The following is a 20,996-nucleotide window of genomic DNA, read 5'->3' on the forward strand; positions in this document are numbered from 1 at the left end:
CTCCGAGAGTGAACCCCGTCAGAAAGAGATCCACACGCATGCCCCAATACAAATTATTCGCATCCTTGTCGTCGTTATTACCCTGAAGGAGGATAAAAACGATGACGTGAGGTTACAAATACGTTAATAAAAAACTCAAATTGATACCGCAAATATAATACGCTGCAAAACCCTTACAATAAACAGGTTTTTATTGAATCACATTTACGTTTTTCGATGGTGATCAATTTATAGCAAAATTACCACTTTTCGGCCATTTTGATCGGGAACAATTTAGCGCTTTTCAGCACCTTTTTCCAAGGATTAAACTTTGATTTAAATCAAAAACAAACCTTGATGTTAACTATGTTTAATCGTGGTGAGAATGGTAAAAACCATGTTAATGATATGTGCATGTAAAGATGTGATTGGTTATCGAAGACGAAAAAAAATATAAACAGAAGTGATTTTAATTAACGCGAAACAAAAGCCTCATTTCGATGCGCGGCAAACAATAAAGCATAGCCGGGCCGGGTTATTTTTCCATGGTATTTATGCAACCCTTCGTAATTACATTTATTTTACTTTTGTCACCCCATAACTTAACACCGCGGCGTGACTATTTAATGAAAAAGGCCGCAAACAGTGCAGCCTTTTAATGATATCAGCGGTTCTCAGGCAAGAAGAAGGCTAAAGGTTCGCGACTGTCCCGGTCTGAACGCCCCGACAATGCCTTCGCCTTCACCGTGGTCCATCAGCCGTTCATTCATGTCCGTTTCGCAGCACCGCTTCACCGCCGGATTGACGGATAGCGTCGCGTCACATGCGCTGGACTGCGAAGGGTTGAATAGACGAAGAATGAGCTCATCACGATCTTCCGCTTTTTTGATCGCACTGAGTACGCATCCCGTTGGCGAAAGCGCTAACAGGCTGTAACTTTCCGGCGTGGTCAACGACGCGCGATTCAGCTTCATTGCATCCCAGGGGATCTTGTTATAACACTGCACCGGCGTTAACCACGATTGAGCCTGCTGCGCGACACCCGCGTTTTCCGGCGTGCCGCTGAAGCTGAAGAGGCTAAAGCGACAGCTTAGCGGACCACGCACCTGAGCGTCCGGGACCGGCATTTTGATACCGGATGGTCTGCCGGGGCGCAGGAGCAGATCTTCTTTGCCGAGTACCCCCACGCCGCGCAGCAAGGTCAGAGCAAATGCTTTTTGTTCATCGCCCACGACTTCAAATTCACGCAGCCCCTCGGTAAATAGCGCAAGCCCGTTTCGTTTTTCCTGCAGGACGGCGTAGTTGAGTAAATTCCAGACGGGAACCGGCGCTTCTTTCCACCCCTCCTCCTGCCAGTTTTGCATCGCCGCGTCCTGCACCGGACGAGAGATCGTGCCAAACTGCGTATCCGCTAACACCTCCCGGGTCGCAAACGGCGTTGGGATGAGCACGCGAACGCGGTGGTCGTCGGCCTGATTATCCAGGCGCACCGCCACGTCAATGCGTCTGCTGTTGCGGCTTAGCGTAATTTCAAATTCAGCGTCGAGGTAGCCGTTTCGCTGGCGCGCCGCGCGTTCCGCCAGGTTCGCCGGAACGGCGATTCGATGGCGGATAACTGCCCTGCTCTGCCAGCCTTCATGCGTAACCTCAAATTCATGCTCGCCCTGCGCGGAAGTGAGTCTCCACTCTTCCCGCGAAGGCGAGTAGTCGTACTCATCGCCATCATCCGAGCTCTCTTCGATTTCCAGCACGCGGTCATAAATAAGCCCGGTTTCTTTATCGCGCAGGCGCAGCGAACCGTCATCATTTACGTCAATCTGCCAGAAGGCGTTTTCAAGTAGGGAGGCGGTATTTTCCCCCGGAGAGAGCATCTTCCCGGCCACGTTAGGTTCGATAAACAGCGTACGGTAGCCCATCGACGGCAATATCTGGCTGAGCTGAATATCAAACTCCATAAACGGTTCGTAATTGCCGTAGTGAACAATCTGTCGGTCAATGAGGCCCGGGTCGAGCTCTCGCGCGCTGCGGATGAAATACGGGATCTCGTTGCCTTTGTCATCCCGCAGACGGAACTGGCTGGCGCGCAGTCGAATCGTGGTGTTCATCACCTCCTCACGCGGCCAGGGCATCAGGTTGAACATCACCAGCTTATCGGCATCGCTTTGCGGCATGTTGTCGACAATCTTGCGCATATAGAAACGCGCCAGGTTATCTGCCATGTCCTCAGCCAGTTCAAAGCGGGAGACAATCTCGCGATGCACCTTGTCGCTGCAGCAGCAGCCGATGCTGTCGTGAGCGTGGTTTTTGAGGATCTCTTTCCACATCTTCTCCAGCAGGCCGTGGTGGTAGTTGAAGCCCAGCGTCCAGGCAAGCGTCGCCAGCGGCTCGAGGATGTTGACAATTTTGTTCTCAATACGCGCATGGGCGATTTTGATATCCATGCGCGTGGAGCCGATGGTCCGGTGCACGCGCATGTATTTCCCGTCGATAAACTCACCTTTTAAGGTCGCCAGGTCATCGCGGTGCGCGTCGATGCAATCAAAGACCTCCTCAAACCGGCTCATCACAAATTGACGCTGCGGATAGATTTCACGCAGCTTCTCCATCACCGCGAAAATGTTCTGCTGCAGCGGCATCTGGTCGTGTCCGTTGGGCAGCAAAATCGCTTTGGTGACGGACGCCTTTTCCAGAACCTCGAAATAGCTGTCGAGCCGTTTTCGCAGCCCCGCTTCGTCCTCCGGTAAGTACTTACCAATCGCGTAGCCCAGCGGCAGCACCTGTGCCGTCACTTCACTGCCGTCCTGGCTCTGCCAGAGAAATTCGGTTTTATCGGTCCCGTGGCGTTCAGAACAACCGCGCCAGAACATCGTGCGGGTCATGCCAAACCCGTTATAGATATGCGGAAGCTGGCCGGACATGCCAAACGAATCCGGCAGATAGCCGATCTTCATCGGCTCGCCGAAGGCCATACAATCCCGGATGCCGTACATCAGGTTGCGGACAATCGACTCGCCGCTCACGATCGTGGTATCGGTCTGGGTATACCAGGGGCCGATAATCAGCTTTCCGCGCTCGACAAGCGCCTTCACGCGAGAGCGGTTTTCGGGCACAACGGCAAAATAATCCTCCAGAACAGCCGTCTGTCCATCGAGAACATAGTATTTGTACTCATCATCCTGCTCCAGCCGGGTCAGGGTTTCTTCCATATTATTGACCAGAAGAATACGCGACTCTTCGGTGGTGAAGTACCACTCACGGTCCCAGTGCATATGCGGCGTGATATGAACGCGAGATACAGCTTTCATCTTCGTTTCCTGTTTGTGCGTTTTTACGATAAGGCGTCTTCAGTGACGTAGTTGCCCTTTTTTACCGCCTGGCGTCGCCAGAGCAGCAGAACCAGGGTGGAGATAGCGGTACCCACCAGCGCCGCGCCAAACCAGCCCGCCGCGGCAACCACACCGCCCAACCCGGCATCGTGAAGTAAAAAGAGAGAGAAAATCCCGGCCCCCGGCGTAGACAACCCGATCCCCATCGCACCGACAGCCGCGCCCGTCACCATGGATCCGAGTACAAATGAGCCAATGACGCGAAGCGGATCTTCAATCGCCATCGGAATCGCCCCTTCGGTAATGCCCGCGAGGCCGAGCAGCCAGGTCGATTTACCGGTTTCAATTTCAAACGACTTAAACAGCTTCGGTGCCAGCATCGTTGACGCCGTGACGGTGAAGGCTGAGACCATTTTGACGGAAGCAAAGATGGCATAGGGACCGTATACCCCGTTCGCCATCGCCCCCAGGCAGAACGCGTAAGAGGCTTTGTTGACCGGGCCACCCAAATCGAATGAGCACATAAACCCGAGGATTGCCCCCAGAAGCAGCGCATTCGCGCCGGACAGACCGTTAAGCCAGACGGTGAGCGTGTTATTGAGCCAGGCCACCGGTTCGCCAATCACAAACAGCATCAGGCTGCCCGCGCCCAGCACGCCAATCACCGGATAGAGATAAAAAGTCAGAAAGCCGTTGTAGCGGCTACTGAGCCGGATGTGGTTTTTCACCCAGCGCATCAGATAGCCCGCGATCAGCCCACCGACGATAGCGCCGAGAAAACCGGAGCCGATCATGTTGGCAGCCAGACCGGCCGCAAAGCCCGGCGTCAGCGCGGGTTTATCCGCCAGCGAGTAGGCGGTGTAGGCCGACAGGACAGGCACCATCAAAATGCCGAGCATGCCGCCGCCAAGCTTGCGGTACATCCACAGCCACGAGTTTTCCTGGTCAAACAGGTGCTGCAGGCCAAGGATTTGCGCCAGCAGTACCGATACGGCCAGCACCGTACCGCCGGCGACGATCAGCGGCACCGCAAAAGAGATGCCGCTGAGAAGCGCCTGCTTGAGTTCAGTTTTAACGCGCTTTTTCGTTTCGGTATCGGCCTGCGCATGGCGCGCATCGGTAGAAGGCTTTAGCGCCAGCGCGCGCTCAATCAACGCTTCAGCATGACGCAGGGGTTCCGCAACGGGCACGGAAATGGCCGGGATCCCCTGAAAGCGCTCGCTCTCTTTGATCGCCACTTCTGCGGCAAAAATACACGCTTTCGCCTCCAGCAACTGCTGGGCAGTAATGCGCCCTTCTATACCATTCGCCCCCTGCTTTTCGACCACCACGTTGACGCCGAGCTTACGTCCCGCTTTTTCCAGGTACTCTGCGGCCATATAGGTATGCGCGATCCCCGCCGGACAGGCGGTGACACAGACGACGGTTGGTGCATTCACCGGCGTATCAGCCTCGTCTTCCTTCGAGACACCGTTCAGCGCATCAAGCAGATCCTCTGCCGTCTCAGCAGCCATAACGCGTTCCCGGAGGGCATCATCGGCAAGGCGAGACGTCAGCGCCGTCAGCACCTGGATATGCGTGGATCCCGCTTCAGCTGGTGGGATGGCAAGCAGGACGATCAGCTCTACCTGTTCAGGGCCGTCCACCCCCTCCCACTCCAGCGGTTCGCGCAGCGTAGCAACCGCAAAAGCCGCTTCGTTCACCGCGCTCGATTTACCATGCGGGACAGCCAGCCCTTCACCCAAGGCGGTTGGCCCCTGAGATTCGCGGCGGTAGACCTCCGCCAAAAATGCATCGCCATCGGTAATTTTGCCCAGCGCCACCAGCCGCATTGTAAGCTGGCGAATGGCCTCATCACGGCTGGCATAGTGCGCCTGCACGCAGACAGCACTGGTGTGGGTCAGAGTCGTCAGGTTCATAAGATCCTCACACATACGTTGTTATTGTCTGGCGGCAATTGTGGCAGGTCATACAATACATTTATGTGATCATTTTCACTAACAACGCAAATTTGTATTTAAGTCGTATTATTTACAAATTTTAAGCGGGAGGCATAATTCCATGAAAAGGTATTAGAAAGGCAGATTCGATGGGTAACAAACCGATGTACCGGCAAATAGCCGATGCGCTTCGCGGAAAAATCAGTGCGGGAGAGTTAAAGCCTGGCGATGCGTTACCGACGGAATCCAGCCTTCAGGAGGCATTCAACGTGAGTCGCGTCACGGTGAGACAGGCGCTGAAGCTGCTTACGGAAGAGCAGATCGTCGAGAGCATTCAGGGCAGCGGCACCTACGTAAAAGAAGAGCGCGTCAATTACGATATTTACCAGCTCACCGGGTTTTACGAAAAACTGGCGGACCGTAACGTGGATACCCACAGTGAGGTGAGCATTTTTGAAGTGTTGAAAGCCGATGCAAAACTTGCCGAAAAGCTGAATCTCTCTCATGACGATAAAGTCTGGCACGTCAAACGCGTCCGCTTTATTAAACAAAAACCGGTAAATCTGGAAGAAACGTGGATGCCGCTGGCCCTGTTCCCCGACCTCACCTGGGAAGTGATGGAGAATTCGAAATACCACTACGTTGAGCAGATCAAAAAGCTGGTTATCGATCGTAGCGAGCAGGAGCTGGTGCCGATCATGCCTTCAGAGGAGGCGATCGCCGCGCTGTCGCTCGATCCGACAAAGCCGATCCTGGAAAAAGTCTCCCGCGGGTTTCTGAAGGACGGACGGGTATTTGAATACAGCCGCAACGTGTTCAATACCGATGATTACAAGTTCACGCTAGTCGCCAGACGCAGGCAATAAAAAAGGCCGCTTTACAGCGGCCAACCATGTCGAAACGGACATTTTTATACTGCATCGCCCCCATTTCGGGGAGCAGAGAGGACTTACTTAATGATGGATTTCAGTGCTTCGCCGATATCCGCCAGGCTGCGAACGGTCTTCACGCCTGCGGCTTCCAGCGCTGCGAATTTCTCATCAGCCGTACCTTTACCACCGGCGATGATCGCGCCTGCGTGACCCATACGCTTGCCTTTCGGCGCAGTCACACCCGCGATGTAACCCACAACTGGCTTGGTCACGTGTTCTTTGATGTAAGCAGCCGCTTCTTCTTCCGCGCTACCACCGATCTCACCGATCATCACGATCGCTTCGGTCTGTGGATCTTCCTGGAACAGCTTCAGGATGTCGATGAAGTTAGAACCCGGGATCGGGTCACCGCCGATGCCCACGCAGGTGGACTGGCCGAAGCCGTAGTCGGTGGTCTGCTTAACCGCTTCATAGGTCAGGGTACCGGAACGGGACACGATGCCCACTTTACCCGGCTTGTGAATGTGGCCCGGCATGATGCCGATTTTGCATTCGCCCGGGGTGATAACGCCTGGGCAGTTCGGGCCGATCATACGTACGCCGGCTTCATCCAGCTTCACCTTCACGGTCAACATATCCAGCGTCGGGATACCTTCGGTGATGGTGATGATCAGTTTGATGCCTGCGTCGATCGCTTCCAGAATGGAGTCTTTGCAGAACGGCGCCGGAACGTAGATCACGGTCGCGGTTGCGCCCGTCGCTTCTACGGCTTCACGCACGGTGTTGAACACCGGCAGGCCCAGGTGGGTGGTGCCGCCTTTACCTGGCGTTACGCCGCCAACCATCTGCGTGCCGTAGGCAATCGCCTGTTCGGAGTGGAAAGTCCCCTGGCTACCGGTGAAGCCCTGGCAGATAACCTTGGTATCTTTATTAATTAAAACTGACATTATTTCCCCTCCACTGCGGCAACAACCTGCTGAGCTGCATCCGTCAGACTTTTCGCTGCAATAATATTCAGGCCGCTGTCAGCCAGTTTTTTCGCGCCGAGTTCAGCGTTGTTACCTTCCAGACGCACAACCACCGGAACGTTAACACCCACTTCTTCTACCGCACCGATGATACCGTCGGCGATCAGGTCGCAACGGACGATGCCGCCGAAGATGTTAACCAGAACGGCCTTCACGTTGTCGTCGGAGAGAATGATTTTGAACGCTTCGGTTACGCGCTCTTTGGTTGCGCCACCGCCCACGTCGAGGAAGTTCGCTGGCTCACCGCCGTGCAGCTTAACGATGTCCATGGTGCCCATCGCCAGGCCCGCACCGTTAACCATGCAGCCGATGTTACCGTCCAGCGCCACGTAGTTCAGCTCCCACTGAGCAGCCTGCGCTTCACGCGGGTCTTCCTGAGACTGGTCGCGCATTTCGCGCAGATCCGGCTGGCGGAACAGCGCGTTGCCGTCAGCGCCCAGCTTGCCGTCGAGGCAGATCAGATCGCCCTGGGTCGTGATCACCAGCGGGTTGATCTCGATCAGCGCCAGATCGCGCTCCAGGAAAATGGTCGCCAGACCCATGAAGATCTTGGTGAACTGCTGAACCAGCTTGCCTTCCAGACCCAGTTTGAACGCCAGCTCGCGACCCTGGTAAGGCATTGGGCCTGCCAGCGGATCGATAGCCACTTTGTGGATCAGGTGCGGGGTCTCTTCCGCCACTTTTTCGATTTCCACGCCGCCTTCGGTAGATGCCATGAACACCACGCGACGGGAGCTACGGTCAACCACCGCGCCCAGGTACAGCTCTTTCGCGATATCGGTTGCCGCTTCAACCAGGATCTGGTTAACCGGCTGGCCGTTCGCATCTGTCTGGTACGTTACCAGACGCTTGCCGAGCCAATGTTCAGCAAACGCACGAATCTCTTCTTTGCTCTTAACAACCTTCACACCGCCCGCTTTACCACGGCCACCAGCGTGAACCTGACACTTAACTACCCACGGGCCGGAACCGATTTTAGATGCGGCTTCTTCTGCTTCACGCGGGGTAGTACAGGCATAACCCACCGGAGCCGGTAAGCCATACCGGGCAAACAGCTGTTTGGCCTGATATTCATGTAAGTTCATGTGTTCTATCCATCCTTCAGGGTAATCGTTATCTTCAAACCTGTAGACCGGCGCAGCGTGTGCCGGTCTACGGGGCAGGTGATGCTAAATCGTGACTAGACGTCCAGCAGCAGACGCGTTGGATCTTCGAGCAGCTCTTTAATGGCTACCAGGAAGCCCACGGACTCGCGGCCGTCGATCAGGCGGTGGTCGTAAGAGAGCGCCAGGTACATCATCGGCAGGATCTCAACTTTACCGTCTACCGCCATAGGACGATCTTTGATGGCATGCATACCCAGGATCGCGCTCTGCGGCGGGTTAATGATCGGGGTAGACATCAGCGATCCGAAGACGCCGCCGTTGGTAATGGTGAAGTTACCGCCGGTCAGGTCGTCTACGGTCAGCTTGCCGTCGCGGCCTTTCACCGCCAGCTCTTTAATGTTTTTCTCGATGTCGGCCATACCCAGGGTATCCACATCACGCAGAACCGGGGTCACCAGGCCACGTGGGGTCGAAACCGCCATGCTGACGTCGAAGTAGTTGTGGTAAACCACGTCATCGCCATCAATGGACGCGTTCACTTCCGGGTAGCGTTTCAGCGCTTCAACCACCGCCTTCACGTAGAAGGACATAAAGCCCAGACGGATACCGTGACGTTTTTCAAACGCGTCACCGTACTGCTTACGCAGGTCCATGATTGGCTTCATGTTCACTTCGTTGAAGGTAGTCAGCATCGCGGTAGAGTTTTTCGCTTCCAGCAGACGCTCGGCCACGCGCTTGCGCAGGCGGGTCATTGGCACGCGTTTTTCGCTGCGGGCACCCAGCGCAGGCTGTACTGCCGGTGCTGCCGCAGGGGCTTTCGCTTCGGCCTGAGCAGGCGCTTTCGCCAGATGCTTGTCGATGTCTTCGCGGGTCAGACGACCGCCCACACCGGTACCTTTGATGGCTGCCGGGTCAAGGCTGTGTTCCGCCAGCAGGCGACGGATCGCCGGGCTGAGCGCGTCGTTGGTCTGTTCTTCCAGAGAAGCCTGCTGGCGCTGAGCCGGCGTAGAGGCTTTCTCTTCAGACTTCGCGCTGGACTCTTTGCCCGCGCTGTTGCCTTCACGCAGACGACCCAGGATCTGACGAGAGGTGACGGTGGTGCCTTCGTCTTCCAGCACCGCGTCCAGAACGCCATCCGCCGAAGCCGGTACTTCCAGTACCACTTTGTCAGTTTCGATTTCTACCAGCACTTCATCGCGCTTAACGGCATCGCCTGGTTTTTTGTGCCAGGTAGCGACGGTCGCATCTGCTACAGATTCAGGCAGGTCGGGAACAAGAATATCTACGCTACTCATTATGTATCCTTTAATTAATCGACGTTCAGCGCGTCATTGACCAGATCTTGTTGCTGCTTCTGGTGAACGGACATATACCCTACCGCCGGAGAGGCGGAGGCCGGGCGACCTGCATAGCGCAGGGCTGACCCAAATGGAATCACTTCACGGAAATGATGCTGGCTGCAGTACCATGCGCCCTGGTTGAGCGGCTCTTCCTGGCACCAGACAAAATCATGAACGTGAGCGTACGGTTTCAGCGCTTCCTGCACCGCCTGGTGCGGGAACGGATAAAGCTGTTCGATACGCACGATGGCGACATCTTTCTGATCGTTCTTACGGCGCTGTTCCAGCAGGTCGTAATAAACCTTACCAGAACACATCACCACACGCTTCACGGCCTGTGGATCCAGCTCGTCAATTTCACCGATGGCTGGCAGGAAGGTACCGTTCGCCAGCTCTTCCAGGCTGGACACCGCCAGCGGGTGACGCAGCAGGGATTTCGGCGACATGACCACCAGCGGACGACGCATACCGCGCAGCGCCTGACGACGCAGCATGTGGTAAACCTGCGCCGGGGTCGACGGCACGCAAACCTGCATGTTCTGCTCCGCGCAGAGCTGCAGATAACGTTCCAGACGCGCGGAGGAGTGCTCCGGACCCTGGCCTTCATAGCCGTGCGGCAGCAGCATCACCAGGCCACACATACGGCCCCATTTCTGCTCGCCGGAGGAGATGAACTGGTCGATAACCACCTGCGCACCGTTGGCGAAGTCGCCGAACTGCGCTTCCCAGATGGTCAGGGTGCGCGGTTCTGCCGTGGCGTAACCGTATTCGAAAGCCAGTACCGCTTCTTCAGACAGCACGGAGTCCCAGACCTTGAACTGGCCCTGACCGTTGTGCACGTGCTGCAGCGGGGTGTAGGTTGAACCGTTAGACTGGTTGTGAACCACCGCGTGACGGTGGAAGAAGGTGCCACGGCCCGCATCTTCACCGGACAGACGAACAGGAATGCCTTCGTCAACCAGCGTCGCGTAAGCCAGCGTTTCCGCGCCGCCCCAGTCGAACAGCTTCTCGCCTGCCGCCATGGCCTGACGGTCAGCATAAATTTTCGCCACGCGAGACTGCATCTCGATAGCGTCCGGCACGGTGCTGATGCGTTTAGCCAGCTCCTGCAGGCGCTTCATCTCCACCTTGTTCGGATAGCTCTCATCCCACTCGTGGTTGAGGTACGGCGACCAGGTAAAGGAGTGCATGTTCATCGGGCGCAGCTCTTTCACTACGCATTCACCCGCGTCCAGCGCGTCGCGGTAGAGGTTGACCATTTCGGTCGCATCTGCCAGCGTCGCCACTTTGTCGCTTTCCAGCTTGTCAGCATAGATTTTGCGCGGCGTCGGGTGTTTTTTGATTTTCTGGTACATCAGCGGCTGGGTTGCACTTGGCTCATCCGCTTCGTTGTGGCCGTGACGGCGGTAGCAGAAGAGGTCAATGAACACATCGCGTTTGAAGGTGTTACGGAAGTCCAGTGCCAGGCGGGTCACGAAAGCCACGGCTTCCGGGTCATCCGCGTTAACGTGGAAGATCGGCGCCTGAACCATCTTACCGATGTCGGTGCAGTACGGGGTAGAACGTGCGTCCAGCGGGTTAGAGGTGGTGAAGCCCACCTGGTTGTTGATCACGATGCGAACGGTACCGCCCACTTCGTAACCACGCGCTTTGGACATGTTCAGGGTTTCCTGCACCACGCCCTGCCCTGTCACCGCCGCATCACCGTGGATGGTGATTGGCAGAACTTTGTTGCTGCTCGGCTCGTCCAGACGATCCAGACGCGCGCGCACGGAACCGATAACCACCGGGCTGACGATCTCGAGGTGTGACGGGTTAAATGCCAGCGCCAGGTGAACCAGACCGCCTTCGGTTTCGATATCTGACGAGAAGCCCATGTGGTACTTCACGTCACCGGTACCGAGGTGTTCTTTATGTTTGCCTGCGAATTCGTCGAACAGGTCCTGCGGTTTTTTACCCAGCACGTTGACCAGTACGTTCAGACGACCACGGTGCGCCATGCCCAGAACCACTTCACGGGTGCCGCTCTTGCCTGCGTGACGAATCAGCTCTTTCAGCATCGGCACCAGGGCGTCACCGCCTTCCAGCGAGAAGCGTTTTGCGCCCGGGAACTTCGCGCCCAGATAGCGCTCAAGGCCTTCCGCTGCGGTCAGTTCGCTGAGGAAGCGTTTTTTCTCATCAGCCGAGAAGGTCGCGTGGCCCGCTACGGATTCGATACGCTGCTGGATCCAGCGCTTCTCTTCGGTAGAGGTAATGTGCATGTATTCCGCGCCGATGGAGCCGCAGTAGGTTTGCTTGAGCGCTTCAATCAGATCGCCCAGCTTCATCGTGTCTTTGCCGATGGCAAAGGAACCTACGTTAAAGCTTTCCAGGAAATCGGCCTCGGTCAGATCGTGATACGCCGGATCGAGATCGGCCACACGGTCTTGTTTCCACAGTCCCAGCGGATCGAGATTCGCATGCTGGTGACCACGGAAGCGATAAGCGTTGATAAGCTGCAGGACTTTAACCTGCTTCGCATTGGTGTCAGGGTCGGAAATCGCAGAAGAGTAACGTGAGGCATCCTTCGCCAGACGACGGAAATAATCACGTGTTTTGGAATGGAATTGATCCGGTTTGACCCCTGTACCAGGCAACTGCTGGAACATGGAACGCCAGTTTGCGTCCACTGAGTCAGGATCGGTTAAGAAGTCTTCATAGAGCTGTTCTATCCAGCTCTGGTTGGCACCAGAGAGGTAAGAAGAGTCCAGCCAGGCTTTCATTGCGCCGTTCTGCATCGTGATCCCTTAAGCATTTTTATGCTTACTTTCGCCGTAGAAACTACCACGCACACCACGTGTACGTGCCGGGGTTCACCTGCGAGCTCTTTTCATTTGGCCCGCGAAGGAACCTTTAGAAACTGTCTGGACTTCAGGGTAGTACAGGGCAGTTTTTAAAGGTTTCTGCATTTTGCCCGGTGGCGCTACGCTTACCGGGCCTACAGTTTCGTAAGCCGGATAAGCGCAGCGCCATCCGGCAACGTTACTTACGCACTGCGCTGCAGCAGCATCGACTTAATATGGCCGATGGCGCGCGTCGGGTTCAGCCCCTTCGGACACACACTGACGCAGTTCATGATGCTATGGCAGCGGAATACGCTGAAAGCGTCACTCAGTCCTTCCAGACGGCTGTCGGTTTCGGTGTCGCGGCTATCGATCAGGAAGCGATAGGCAGCCAGCAGACCGGCCGGGCCGATAAACTTGTCCGGGTTCCACCAGAACGACGGGCAGGACGTAGAACAGCATGCGCAGAGAATACACTCGTACAGACCATCGAGTTTTTCACGCTGCTCAGGAGACTGTAAGTGCTCACGAGCCGGTGGATTTTGCCCATTATTCAATAAGTAAGGCTTAATCTTCTCATATTGTGCATAGAATTGCCCCATGTCTACCACCAAATCACGCACGACCGGCAGGCCTGGCAGAGGACGGATAACAATTTTCTGACCAGGACGCTGCAACGCTGAAATTGGCGTGATGCAGGCCAGGCCATTTTTGCCGTTCATGTTCACACCGTCAGAACCACACACCCCTTCACGGCAGGAGCGACGGAACGACAGGGTTGGATCTTTTTCTTTCAGCTGGATTAAGGCATCCAGCAGCATCATGTCGCGACCTTCTTCCGCTTCCAGGGTGTAGTCCTGCATGCGCGGAGCGTCATCAACATCCGGGTTATAACGATAAACTGAGAATTCGAGTTTCATTATCCTGTCTCCGCATTAGTAAGTACGAATCTTCGGCGGGAACGCCGGACGCAGTTTCGGTTCCATATTGACGCTACGACGCGTCATGGTTTCCGACTCTGGCAGATACAGGGAATGGCACAGCCAGTTTTCGTCATCACGTTCCGGGAAGTCGAAGCGGCTATGCGCGCCACGGCTTTCGGTACGGAAGTTTGCCGACATCGCGGTCGCGAACGCGGTTTCCATCAGGTTATCCAGCTCCAGGCACTCAACGCGCTGGGTGTTGAACTCGCTGGAGGTGTCGTCCAGACGGGCATTTTTCAGACGCTCGCGGATCGCTTTCAGCTGCTCAAGACCTTTGGCCATCGCGTCGCCTTCGCGGAATACCGAGAAGTTGTGCTGCATGCACTCCTGCAGCGCTTTACGGATTTCCACCGGATCTTCGCCGTTACGGTTGCCGTTCCAGCGGTTGAGGCGCTCAAGAGAGGCATCAATTTCGTCGTCGGTCGCGTCACGCAGCGCGCCCTGCTCGGCAATGGATTCCTGCAGATGCAGACCCACTGCGCGACCAAACACCACCAGATCCAGCAGCGAGTTGCCGCCCAGACGGTTTGCGCCGTGTACGGATACGCAGGCAATTTCGCCCACCGCGAACAGGCCAGGAATGACCACGTCTTCGCCCTGCTCGTTCACGGTCAGCGCCTGACCGGTCACTTTGGTCGGAATACCGCCCATCATGTAGTGGCAGGTTGGGATAACCGGAATCGGCTCTTTCACCGGATCGACGTGCGCGAAGGTGCGGGACAGTTCCAAAATGCCCGGCAGACGGGACTCCAGCACTTCTTTACCCAGGTGGTCGAGCTTCAGCTTGGCGTGTGGACCCCAAGGGCCGTCACAGCCGCGGCCTTCACGGATTTCGATCATGATGGAACGCGCCACCACGTCACGACCCGCCAGGTCTTTCGCATTCGGGGCATAACGCTCCATGAAGCGCTCGCCGTGTTTATTCAGCAGGTAGCCACCTTCACCACGGCAGCCTTCTGTTACCAGCACGCCTGCACCGGCGATGCCGGTTGGGTGGAACTGCCACATCTCCATATCCTGCACCGGCACGCCCGCGCGGATAGCCATACCGACACCGTCACCAGTGTTGATGTGGGCGTTGGTAGTGGACTGGTAAATACGGCCTGCACCGCCGGTCGCCAGCACGGTTGCACGGGCTTTGAAGTAGACCACTTCACCGGTTTCGATGCACAGCGCGGTACAACCAACGATGGCGCCATCGGCGTTTTTCACCAGATCCAGCGCATACCATTCGGAGAAGATGGTGGTGTGGTTTTTCAGGTTCTGCTGATACAGGGTGTGCAGCAGCGCGTGACCGGTACGGTCAGCCGCCGCCGCGGTGCGTGCCGCCTGCTCGCCGCCGAAGTTTTTCGACTGGCCGCCAAACGGACGCTGATAGATGGTGCCATTTTCCAGACGGGAGAACGGCAGACCCATGTGGTCCAGCTCCAGAATCGCTTCCGGGCCGGTTTTACACATATATTCGATGGCATCCTGGTCACCGATGTAATCGGAACCTTTTACCGTGTCATACATGTGCCATTCCCAGTTATCTTCATGGGAGTTACCCAGCGCAACGGTAATACCGCCCTGCGCAGACACAGTATGGGAACGGGTTGGGAAGACTTTAGAGAGCAGCGCACAGCTCTGGCCACTCTGGGAAATTTGCAGTGCGGCACGCATACCTGCGCCACCGGCACCAATCACAACAGCATCAAATTCTCTGACTGGCAGTTTCATTACACACCCCACACCACAACGAATCCATAAATAACGTAAACCACCAGTGCAACGACAATGGCCAGCTGCAGTGGAAGGCGAATCGCCAGCGGTTTAACGTAATCGGTCAACACCTGCCACATGCCAATCCAGGCATGAATAAGGATGGAGAAAAGGGCCAGCAGGGTGAACACTTTGGTGAAGGCGGATCCGAAGAACCCACTCCAGATTTCCCACGTCAGCGTGCCGCTGGTCGCGAAGAAACCGATCATATAGATGATGTAGAGGGTGAGAACGATGGCGGTAGCACGGACCAGAATGAAGTCATGTACGCCGTTGCGTCCTAATGCGGAGGCGTTGCTTACCATACGAGAACTCCTGCGAGAAGTGAAAGCACGACTGTAATCACAAATGAAATGTTAGCGGAGCGTTTCCCGGCTTCGAAGGTCTCTTCCAGGTAGCCAAAGTCCATCAGCATATGGCGAACACCCACCACAACGTGGTACGCCAGCGCGGTCAGAATGCCCCACATGATGAATTTCACGAAGAAGCTGTTCATGATGGCAGAGGCCTGGAGGAATCCTTCAGGGGAAGAGAGGCTGGTGCCCAGTAACCACAGCAGAATACCGACCGCCACAAACGTAATCACACCAGAAACACGGTGCAGAATGGACGCTATTGCTGTTACGGGGAACCGGATCGTTTTGAGATCCAGATTGACAGGTCTTTGTTTTTTCACATTTCTTATCATGAATAACGCCCACATGCTGTTCTTATTGTTTCCTTCCTCCGGACTGCGATGCGGGTCAGACAGCGTTCCTTTTCTATAACTGCGCGTCATGCAAAACAGTGCTTCCAGATGCTTAAACGACACATTACAACGCTGGGTGGCTCGGGATTGCAGGGTGTTCCGGAGACCTGGCGGCAGTATAGGCCGTTCACAAAATCATTACAATTAACCTACATACAGTTTGTCGGGTTTTCTCTGGAACAGTGATCAGGGTCACGATAACAACATCTTTTTAATTTTTAATCATCTGATTTGACAAATGTTAAACAATATTGTTACAAACGTCATCAGAAAAGGCATATAATGCGCAAAAGTTATGAGGTCTCTCTTTCACCTGACAAATAGTTATGTAACAGTGTGATGGTATTGACCGAAGTTATCAGGACAGTTATTAGTGATATACAGGTTTGAATAATTCGGACTGCAAAAACACTGATTTGCTGTTGTTTCACTGATATTTCATTCGTTTACCTGCAAGGCGCCATAGCTCTGTACCCTGGTTTGTCCTCGTGAGCTGAGCGGTAAGCCAAATAACAATCTGGTAACGGTGATTAACAGCTGAAAGCAAATCCGGTAAAGCGCAGTCTTAAGCATAAGGCGCTAAGGAGACCGTAAATGGCTGATACAAAGGCAACGCTCACCCTCAATGGTGACACTGCTATTGAACTGGATGTGCTAAAAGGCACGCTCGGTCAGGATGTTATTGATATCCGTACGCTGGGTTCCAAAGGGGTATTCACCTTTGACCCTGGATTTACCTCTACCGCATCTTGCGAATCCAAAATCACCTTTATCGACGGTGACGAAGGTATCCTGCTCCATCGCGGCTTCCCTATCGATCAGTTAGCCACCGAATCCAACTATCTGGAAGTGTGCTACATCCTGCTGAACGGCGAAAAACCGACGCAGGCACAGTTCGATGAATTTAAAACCACCGTGACCCGTCACACCATGATCCATGAGCAGATTACCCGTCTGTTCCATGCGTTCCGTCGTGACTCTCACCCAATGGCGGTGATGTGCGGTATTACCGGTGCGCTGGCAGCGTTCTACCACGACTCCCTTGACGTGAATAACCCGCGTCACCGTGAAATCGCCGCTTACCGTCTGCTGTCCAAAATGCCTACCATGGCGGCGATGTGTTACAAATACTCCATCGGCCAGCCGTTTGTGTATCCGCGTAACGACCTCTCCTACGCGGGCAACTTCCTGCGCATGATGTTCTCCACGCCGTGCGAAGAGTACGAAGTGAACCCGGTTCTGGAACGCGCGATGGACCGTATTCTGATCCTGCATGCTGACCACGAACAGAACGCCTCGACCTCAACCGTTCGTACCGCAGGCTCTTCAGGCGCGAACCCGTTCGCCTGTATCGCTGCGGGCATCGCCTCCCTGTGGGGACCGGCGCACGGCGGCGCGAACGAAGCGGCGCTGAAGATGCTGGAAGAGATCAGCACCGTTGAGCACATTCCTGAGTTCGTGCGTCGCGCGAAAGACAAGAATGACTCCTTCCGCCTGATGGGCTTCGGTCACCGTGTTTACAAAAACTATGACCCGCGCGCCACCGTGATGCGTGAAACCTGCCACGAAGTGCTGAAAGAGCTGGGTACCAAAGATGACCTGCTGGAAGTGGCGATGGAGCTGGAACACATCGCGCTGAACGACCCGTACTTCATCGAGAAGAAACTCTACCCGAACGTCGATTTCTACTCTGGCATTATTCTGAAAGCGATGGGCATTCCGTCTTCCATGTTCACCGTGATCTTCGCCATGGCGCGTACCGTAGGCTGGATTGCGCACTGGAACGAAATGCACAGCGAAGGCATGAAGATCGCCCGTCCTCGTCAGCTGTATACCGGCTACGAGCAGCGTGATTTTAAGTCTGACCTGAAGCGCTAAAAGTTAAGCCCGGTGGCGCTACCGCTTACCGGGCCTACAAATGCGAAACGTAGGCCGGGTAAGGCGTAGCCGCCACCCGGCTTTTTTATTTTTGACAATGTGGACACCAGTAAAAGGGTCTCGAAGAGAGCATAATCCTGTCGATAATCCCGCCGCACCGCTCGCACTTCTTCCCCGCCCGATGAAACACCTTGAACCGGAACAGCGCCCCGTGGTGCTTGTTTTCATCTACGATGCCACGCGTGTTGTACGACAGCCGCGGGATGTCCAGCAGCGCGTGGGACAGCGCCTCCAGCTGTTCATCGCTCAGCTGAGAAGCTTTGTGCTGCGGTGCCAGCCCGACTTCCCAGAGGATCTCCACCCGCAGGTAGTTGCCAAGCCCGGCGAGAAAGGCCTGGTCAAGGAACAGGCCGGAAAACTGCCGGTTGCGGAATGTGGGCGATAGCAGTCGGGCCTTCACGTCGCTCGCCGTCAGGCGCATATCCAGCACGTCCGGCCCAACCCGCTGTAAGAACGGGTGCGTGAGCAACTGCTCAGGCGTTAACATTTCGATATCAGAAGCGCTATAGAGCAGGATCGCCTTATCCGCCGTTTGCAGCCTGACGCGCAGCACGCGGGTCGTTTGCGGCTGTTCACCCGCCTCCACCACGCGCCACACGCCGTAAAGCTGGTTGTGGCTATATAACGTCAGGTTATGGGAAAAGTGCGTGAGCAACGCTTTGCCGCGCGTTTCAATATGCGTTACCGACTGCCCCACCAGCTGTGATTCAAACAGTTTCAGTTGAGGAAAAGCAAACCAGACCTCCGTCAGCGGTTTGCCCTTTATCGCCGCCTCGAGGCTATCCGCCGCGCGGCGGATCTCCGGGCCTTCTGGCATTTTTCTGTCCTTTTATCATTAATCTGCGCTGACAAGAATGCCCTCTTCAGCGAACGCGGCCCGCAGGCGGCGCGCGAACTGGAGCGCATGCTCGCCATCGCCGTGTAAACATACCGTATCCGCCTGAACGTGCGCCGTTGTGCCATCCACGGCGGTCACTCGCCCGTAGCGCACCATCTCCAGCGTCTGCGCCAGCGCTTTCGCTTCATCGGTAATCAGCGCACCGGCTTGCGTGCGCGGAACCAGACTGCCGTCCGGCATGTATCCCCGATCGGCAAACACCTCCTGCCGCGTGGTCAGCCCCAGCCGTTCTCCGGCACGAATAAGCTCACTGCCCGCCAGGCCGACCAGAATCAGCTGCGGATTACAGTCCCGCACCGCACGGGCAATCGCCGCCGCCAGCACCGGGTCTTTTGCCGCCTGGTTATAGAGCATACCGTGCGGCTTCACGTGACGCAGTACGCCCTTCCCGGCGCGAACCATCGCCTCCAGCGCGCCAGTCTGGTAGAGCACCTGCGCGTAGACCGTCTCAGGCGGCAGGTCCATCGCGGTGCGACCAAAGTTCTCCCGGTCAGGGAAGCTCGGGTGAGCGCCAATCGCCACGCCATTTTTGATGGCATGACGCACGCTCTCCAGCATGGTTTGCGCATCGCCCGCGTGAAAGCCGCAGGCAATATTGACCGAAGAGACCAGCGTCATTAGCGCCGCGTCGGCGCTGCCGCCCTCGCCCAGATCGGCGTTTAAATCAATCTTTACCATCGAGCCTCCACGCCAGCTGTTCGAGATAGCGCTGCTGATCCTGCCGCGCCTTTAGCGCTTCCTCCAGCGAACACTGCACGAAGTGAATCGGCTGACCGAGGGGAATTTGCGCCAGATGGTAGCGATCGGCTTCAATAATGCAGGCAATTCGCGGATAGCCCCCCGTCGTCTGCGCGTCGTTCATTAAGACGATCGGTTGCCCGTTGCCTGGAACCTGAATCACGCCGGGCAACAAACCGTGGGAGAGCAGTTCCCGGTCGGTGGTCCGGATCAGCGGCTGCCCCTGCAGACGATAGCCCATTCGGTTACTCTGCGGACTAAGCTTCCACGGCGCGCGCCAGAAAGACTCTTTTGAGGCCTCGTCGAACTCATGATATTCCGGCCCCGGTAAGGCGCGGATCTGGTTTCCCCAGAGAAGTTGTTTCACCCCCTGAGCCGTCGAGAAGTGACGCGAAGAGGGCTTAATCGCCAGGCGATCGCCGTCGCGCAACAGACGTCCTTCGTGACCGCCTATCCCGGCTTTCTGATCGGTACTGGATGAGCCCAGCACCTCAGGCACATCAATGCCGCCAGCCACCGCGAGATAGCTACGCACGCCGTGCAGAGGACGCTTTAAGGTCAGACGCTGCCCGGCTTTCGCCCGCAGACGCCAGCCGGTCCACACCGCTTTGCCGTCCAGCGTGGCATCACAGCCGGCGCCGGTGAGCGCGAACCAGGTCTCCTGACCAAACTCAATGACACACTGGCCGAGCGTAATTTCGAGCGCCGCCGTGCTGCCGGGGTTGCCCACCAGCACGTTAGCGATTTCCAGCGCAGGACGGTCCAGCGCGCCACAATAGCTCACGCCGGACTGGCGCATGCCAAAGCGCCCGGCATCCTGTACGGAGGTGTAAAGCCCGGCGCGAATAAGCGTTAACATACCCCCTCCTTCTGCGGGATAAAGCGAAGGGTGTCGCCCGGGCGCAGGAGTATTGGCGACGCCAGCGCGGGGTCAAATAACGGGGTGGCGGTATGCCCAATAAGCTGCCAACCACCGGGCGAAGCCAGCGGATATACGCCGGTCTGCTCGCCACCAATGGCGACCGTCCCCGCCGGTACGCTCAGGCGAGGTTCAGCGCGGCGCGGCGTATGCAGCCGGGGAGATAATCCCCCCAGATACGGGAATCCGGGCTGGAATCCCAGGAACCAGACGACGTAATCCACCGAACTGTGCAGTTCAACCACCTGCTTTTCGGTGAGCCCGCAATGGTCTGCGACCACACCAAGATCCGGTCCCCCCGTACCGCCATAAACGACCGGGATCTCAATGGCACGCGATTCCGGCTCCAGCGCCTCGCTCTCTTCCCACCAGCGCTGTAAACGCTCGATGGCATCCAGCGCCAGCGTATGCGGACTACGCAGCACCACCGTGATGTTATTCATCCCCGGAATGGCTTCAACCACGTCCGGCAGATCGACCAGACGCTGGGTTAGCCGCCAGATACGCTTTTGCGTGGCAAGGGTCACCGGCGGCTCGAGCTCCAGAACCACTGCCGTTTCTCCCAGAAGATAACAACGCGCTCGCTGCACTCAGGCAC

General features: G+C 56.2%; 16 protein-coding genes. 2 read left to right on the plus strand and 14 right to left on the minus strand.

The window, feature by feature from the left end; genetic code table 11:
- Window positions 1-653 precede the first annotated feature (653 nt).
- Together mngB and mngA are read right to left on the minus strand one after the other, a co-directional pair.
- Window positions 654-3,284, minus strand: coding sequence for a mannosylglycerate hydrolase (gene mngB / locus ACOTXI_RS03365; RefSeq protein ID WP_058653519.1), 2,631 nt, complete (start codon window positions 3,282-3,284; stop codon window positions 654-656).
- A 23-nt stretch (window positions 3,285-3,307) separates the two neighbouring features.
- Window positions 3,308-5,224: a PTS 2-O-a-mannosyl-D-glycerate transporter subunit IIABC gene (gene mngA / locus ACOTXI_RS03370; RefSeq protein ID WP_058653521.1), complete on the minus strand. Its 1,917-nt coding sequence runs from the start codon at window positions 5,222-5,224 to the stop codon at window positions 3,308-3,310.
- A 170-nt stretch (window positions 5,225-5,394) separates the two neighbouring features.
- On the opposite strand from mngA, the gene ACOTXI_RS03375 reads away from it, so the two are divergent.
- On the plus strand, window positions 5,395-6,111 hold the full coding sequence (locus tag ACOTXI_RS03375) for a GntR family transcriptional regulator (protein ID WP_058653523.1): 717 nt from the start codon (window positions 5,395-5,397) through the stop codon (window positions 6,109-6,111).
- Window positions 6,112-6,194: 83 nt separating this feature from the next.
- On the opposite strand, the gene sucD is transcribed toward ACOTXI_RS03375, so the two are convergent.
- From sucD to sdhC, 8 genes are all read right to left on the minus strand, one after another.
- On the minus strand, window positions 6,195-7,064 hold the full coding sequence (gene sucD / locus ACOTXI_RS03380; RefSeq protein ID WP_008501094.1) for a succinate--CoA ligase subunit alpha: 870 nt from the start codon (window positions 7,062-7,064) through the stop codon (window positions 6,195-6,197).
- Window positions 7,064-8,230, minus strand: a complete 1,167-nt coding sequence (gene sucC, locus ACOTXI_RS03385) for an ADP-forming succinate--CoA ligase subunit beta (RefSeq protein ID WP_006809579.1) — start codon at window positions 8,228-8,230, stop codon at window positions 7,064-7,066. The genes sucD and sucC overlap by 1 nt, the downstream gene beginning before the upstream one ends.
- A gap of 95 nt (window positions 8,231-8,325) precedes the next feature.
- Window positions 8,326-9,546, minus strand: coding sequence for a 2-oxoglutarate dehydrogenase complex dihydrolipoyllysine-residue succinyltransferase (gene odhB / locus ACOTXI_RS03390; protein ID WP_058653524.1), 1,221 nt, complete (start codon window positions 9,544-9,546; stop codon window positions 8,326-8,328).
- Between the two features lie 14 nt (window positions 9,547-9,560).
- Entirely contained in the window at window positions 9,561-12,368 is a 2,808-nt protein-coding gene (gene sucA, locus ACOTXI_RS03395; protein WP_058653526.1) for a 2-oxoglutarate dehydrogenase E1 component, read from the minus strand.
- A gap of 248 nt (window positions 12,369-12,616) precedes the next feature.
- Window positions 12,617-13,333 carry a succinate dehydrogenase iron-sulfur subunit SdhB gene (gene sdhB / locus ACOTXI_RS03400; protein ID WP_008501090.1) on the minus strand — a complete coding sequence of 239 codons (717 nt, stop codon included), beginning with the start codon at window positions 13,331-13,333 and terminating at the stop codon, window positions 12,617-12,619.
- 15 nt (window positions 13,334-13,348) lie between these two features.
- Window positions 13,349-15,115 (minus strand): succinate dehydrogenase flavoprotein subunit, encoded by a 1,767-nt coding sequence (gene sdhA / locus ACOTXI_RS03405; RefSeq protein ID WP_008501089.1) that lies wholly within the window; start codon window positions 15,113-15,115, stop codon window positions 13,349-13,351.
- Complete coding sequence (gene sdhD / locus ACOTXI_RS03410; RefSeq protein WP_008501088.1) at window positions 15,115-15,462, minus strand: succinate dehydrogenase membrane anchor subunit; 348 nt, start codon at window positions 15,460-15,462, stop codon at window positions 15,115-15,117. The genes sdhA and sdhD overlap by 1 nt, the downstream gene beginning before the upstream one ends.
- Window positions 15,456-15,860 carry a succinate dehydrogenase cytochrome b556 subunit gene (gene sdhC, locus ACOTXI_RS03415; protein ID WP_020684965.1) on the minus strand — a complete coding sequence of 135 codons (405 nt, stop codon included), beginning with the start codon at window positions 15,858-15,860 and terminating at the stop codon, window positions 15,456-15,458. Before sdhC ends, sdhD begins: the two co-directional genes overlap by 7 nt.
- Before the next feature lie 639 nt (window positions 15,861-16,499).
- On the opposite strand from sdhC, the gene ACOTXI_RS03420 reads away from it, so the two are divergent.
- Complete coding sequence (locus ACOTXI_RS03420; protein ID WP_008501086.1) at window positions 16,500-17,783, plus strand: citrate synthase; 1,284 nt, start codon at window positions 16,500-16,502, stop codon at window positions 17,781-17,783.
- Between the two features lie 85 nt (window positions 17,784-17,868).
- Here ACOTXI_RS03420 and nei read toward each other — a convergent pair whose 3' ends face one another.
- The 4 genes from nei to pxpB are packed head-to-tail and all read right to left on the minus strand — an operon-like array spanning window position 17,869 to window position 20,988.
- On the minus strand, window positions 17,869-18,660 hold the full coding sequence (gene nei, locus ACOTXI_RS03425; RefSeq protein ID WP_058653528.1) for an endonuclease VIII: 792 nt from the start codon (window positions 18,658-18,660) through the stop codon (window positions 17,869-17,871).
- A gap of 18 nt (window positions 18,661-18,678) precedes the next feature.
- The gene (pxpA, locus tag ACOTXI_RS03430) at window positions 18,679-19,419 is read right to left on the minus strand and encodes a 5-oxoprolinase subunit PxpA (RefSeq protein WP_008501084.1); all 741 of its coding nucleotides are present in this window, start codon (window positions 19,417-19,419) and stop codon (window positions 18,679-18,681) included.
- On the minus strand, window positions 19,406-20,338 hold the full coding sequence (gene pxpC / locus ACOTXI_RS03435; RefSeq protein WP_021241019.1) for a 5-oxoprolinase subunit PxpC: 933 nt from the start codon (window positions 20,336-20,338) through the stop codon (window positions 19,406-19,408). Before pxpC ends, pxpA begins: the two co-directional genes overlap by 14 nt.
- Window positions 20,332-20,988: a 5-oxoprolinase subunit PxpB gene (pxpB, locus tag ACOTXI_RS03440; RefSeq protein WP_021241020.1), complete on the minus strand. Its 657-nt coding sequence runs from the start codon at window positions 20,986-20,988 to the stop codon at window positions 20,332-20,334. Before pxpB ends, pxpC begins: the two co-directional genes overlap by 7 nt.
- Window positions 20,989-20,996 lie beyond the last annotated feature (8 nt).

The organism is Enterobacter cloacae complex sp. BZL2005 (assembly GCF_049238885.1).
In the GTDB taxonomy this organism is placed as follows: domain Bacteria; phylum Pseudomonadota; class Gammaproteobacteria; order Enterobacterales; family Enterobacteriaceae; genus Enterobacter; species Enterobacter roggenkampii.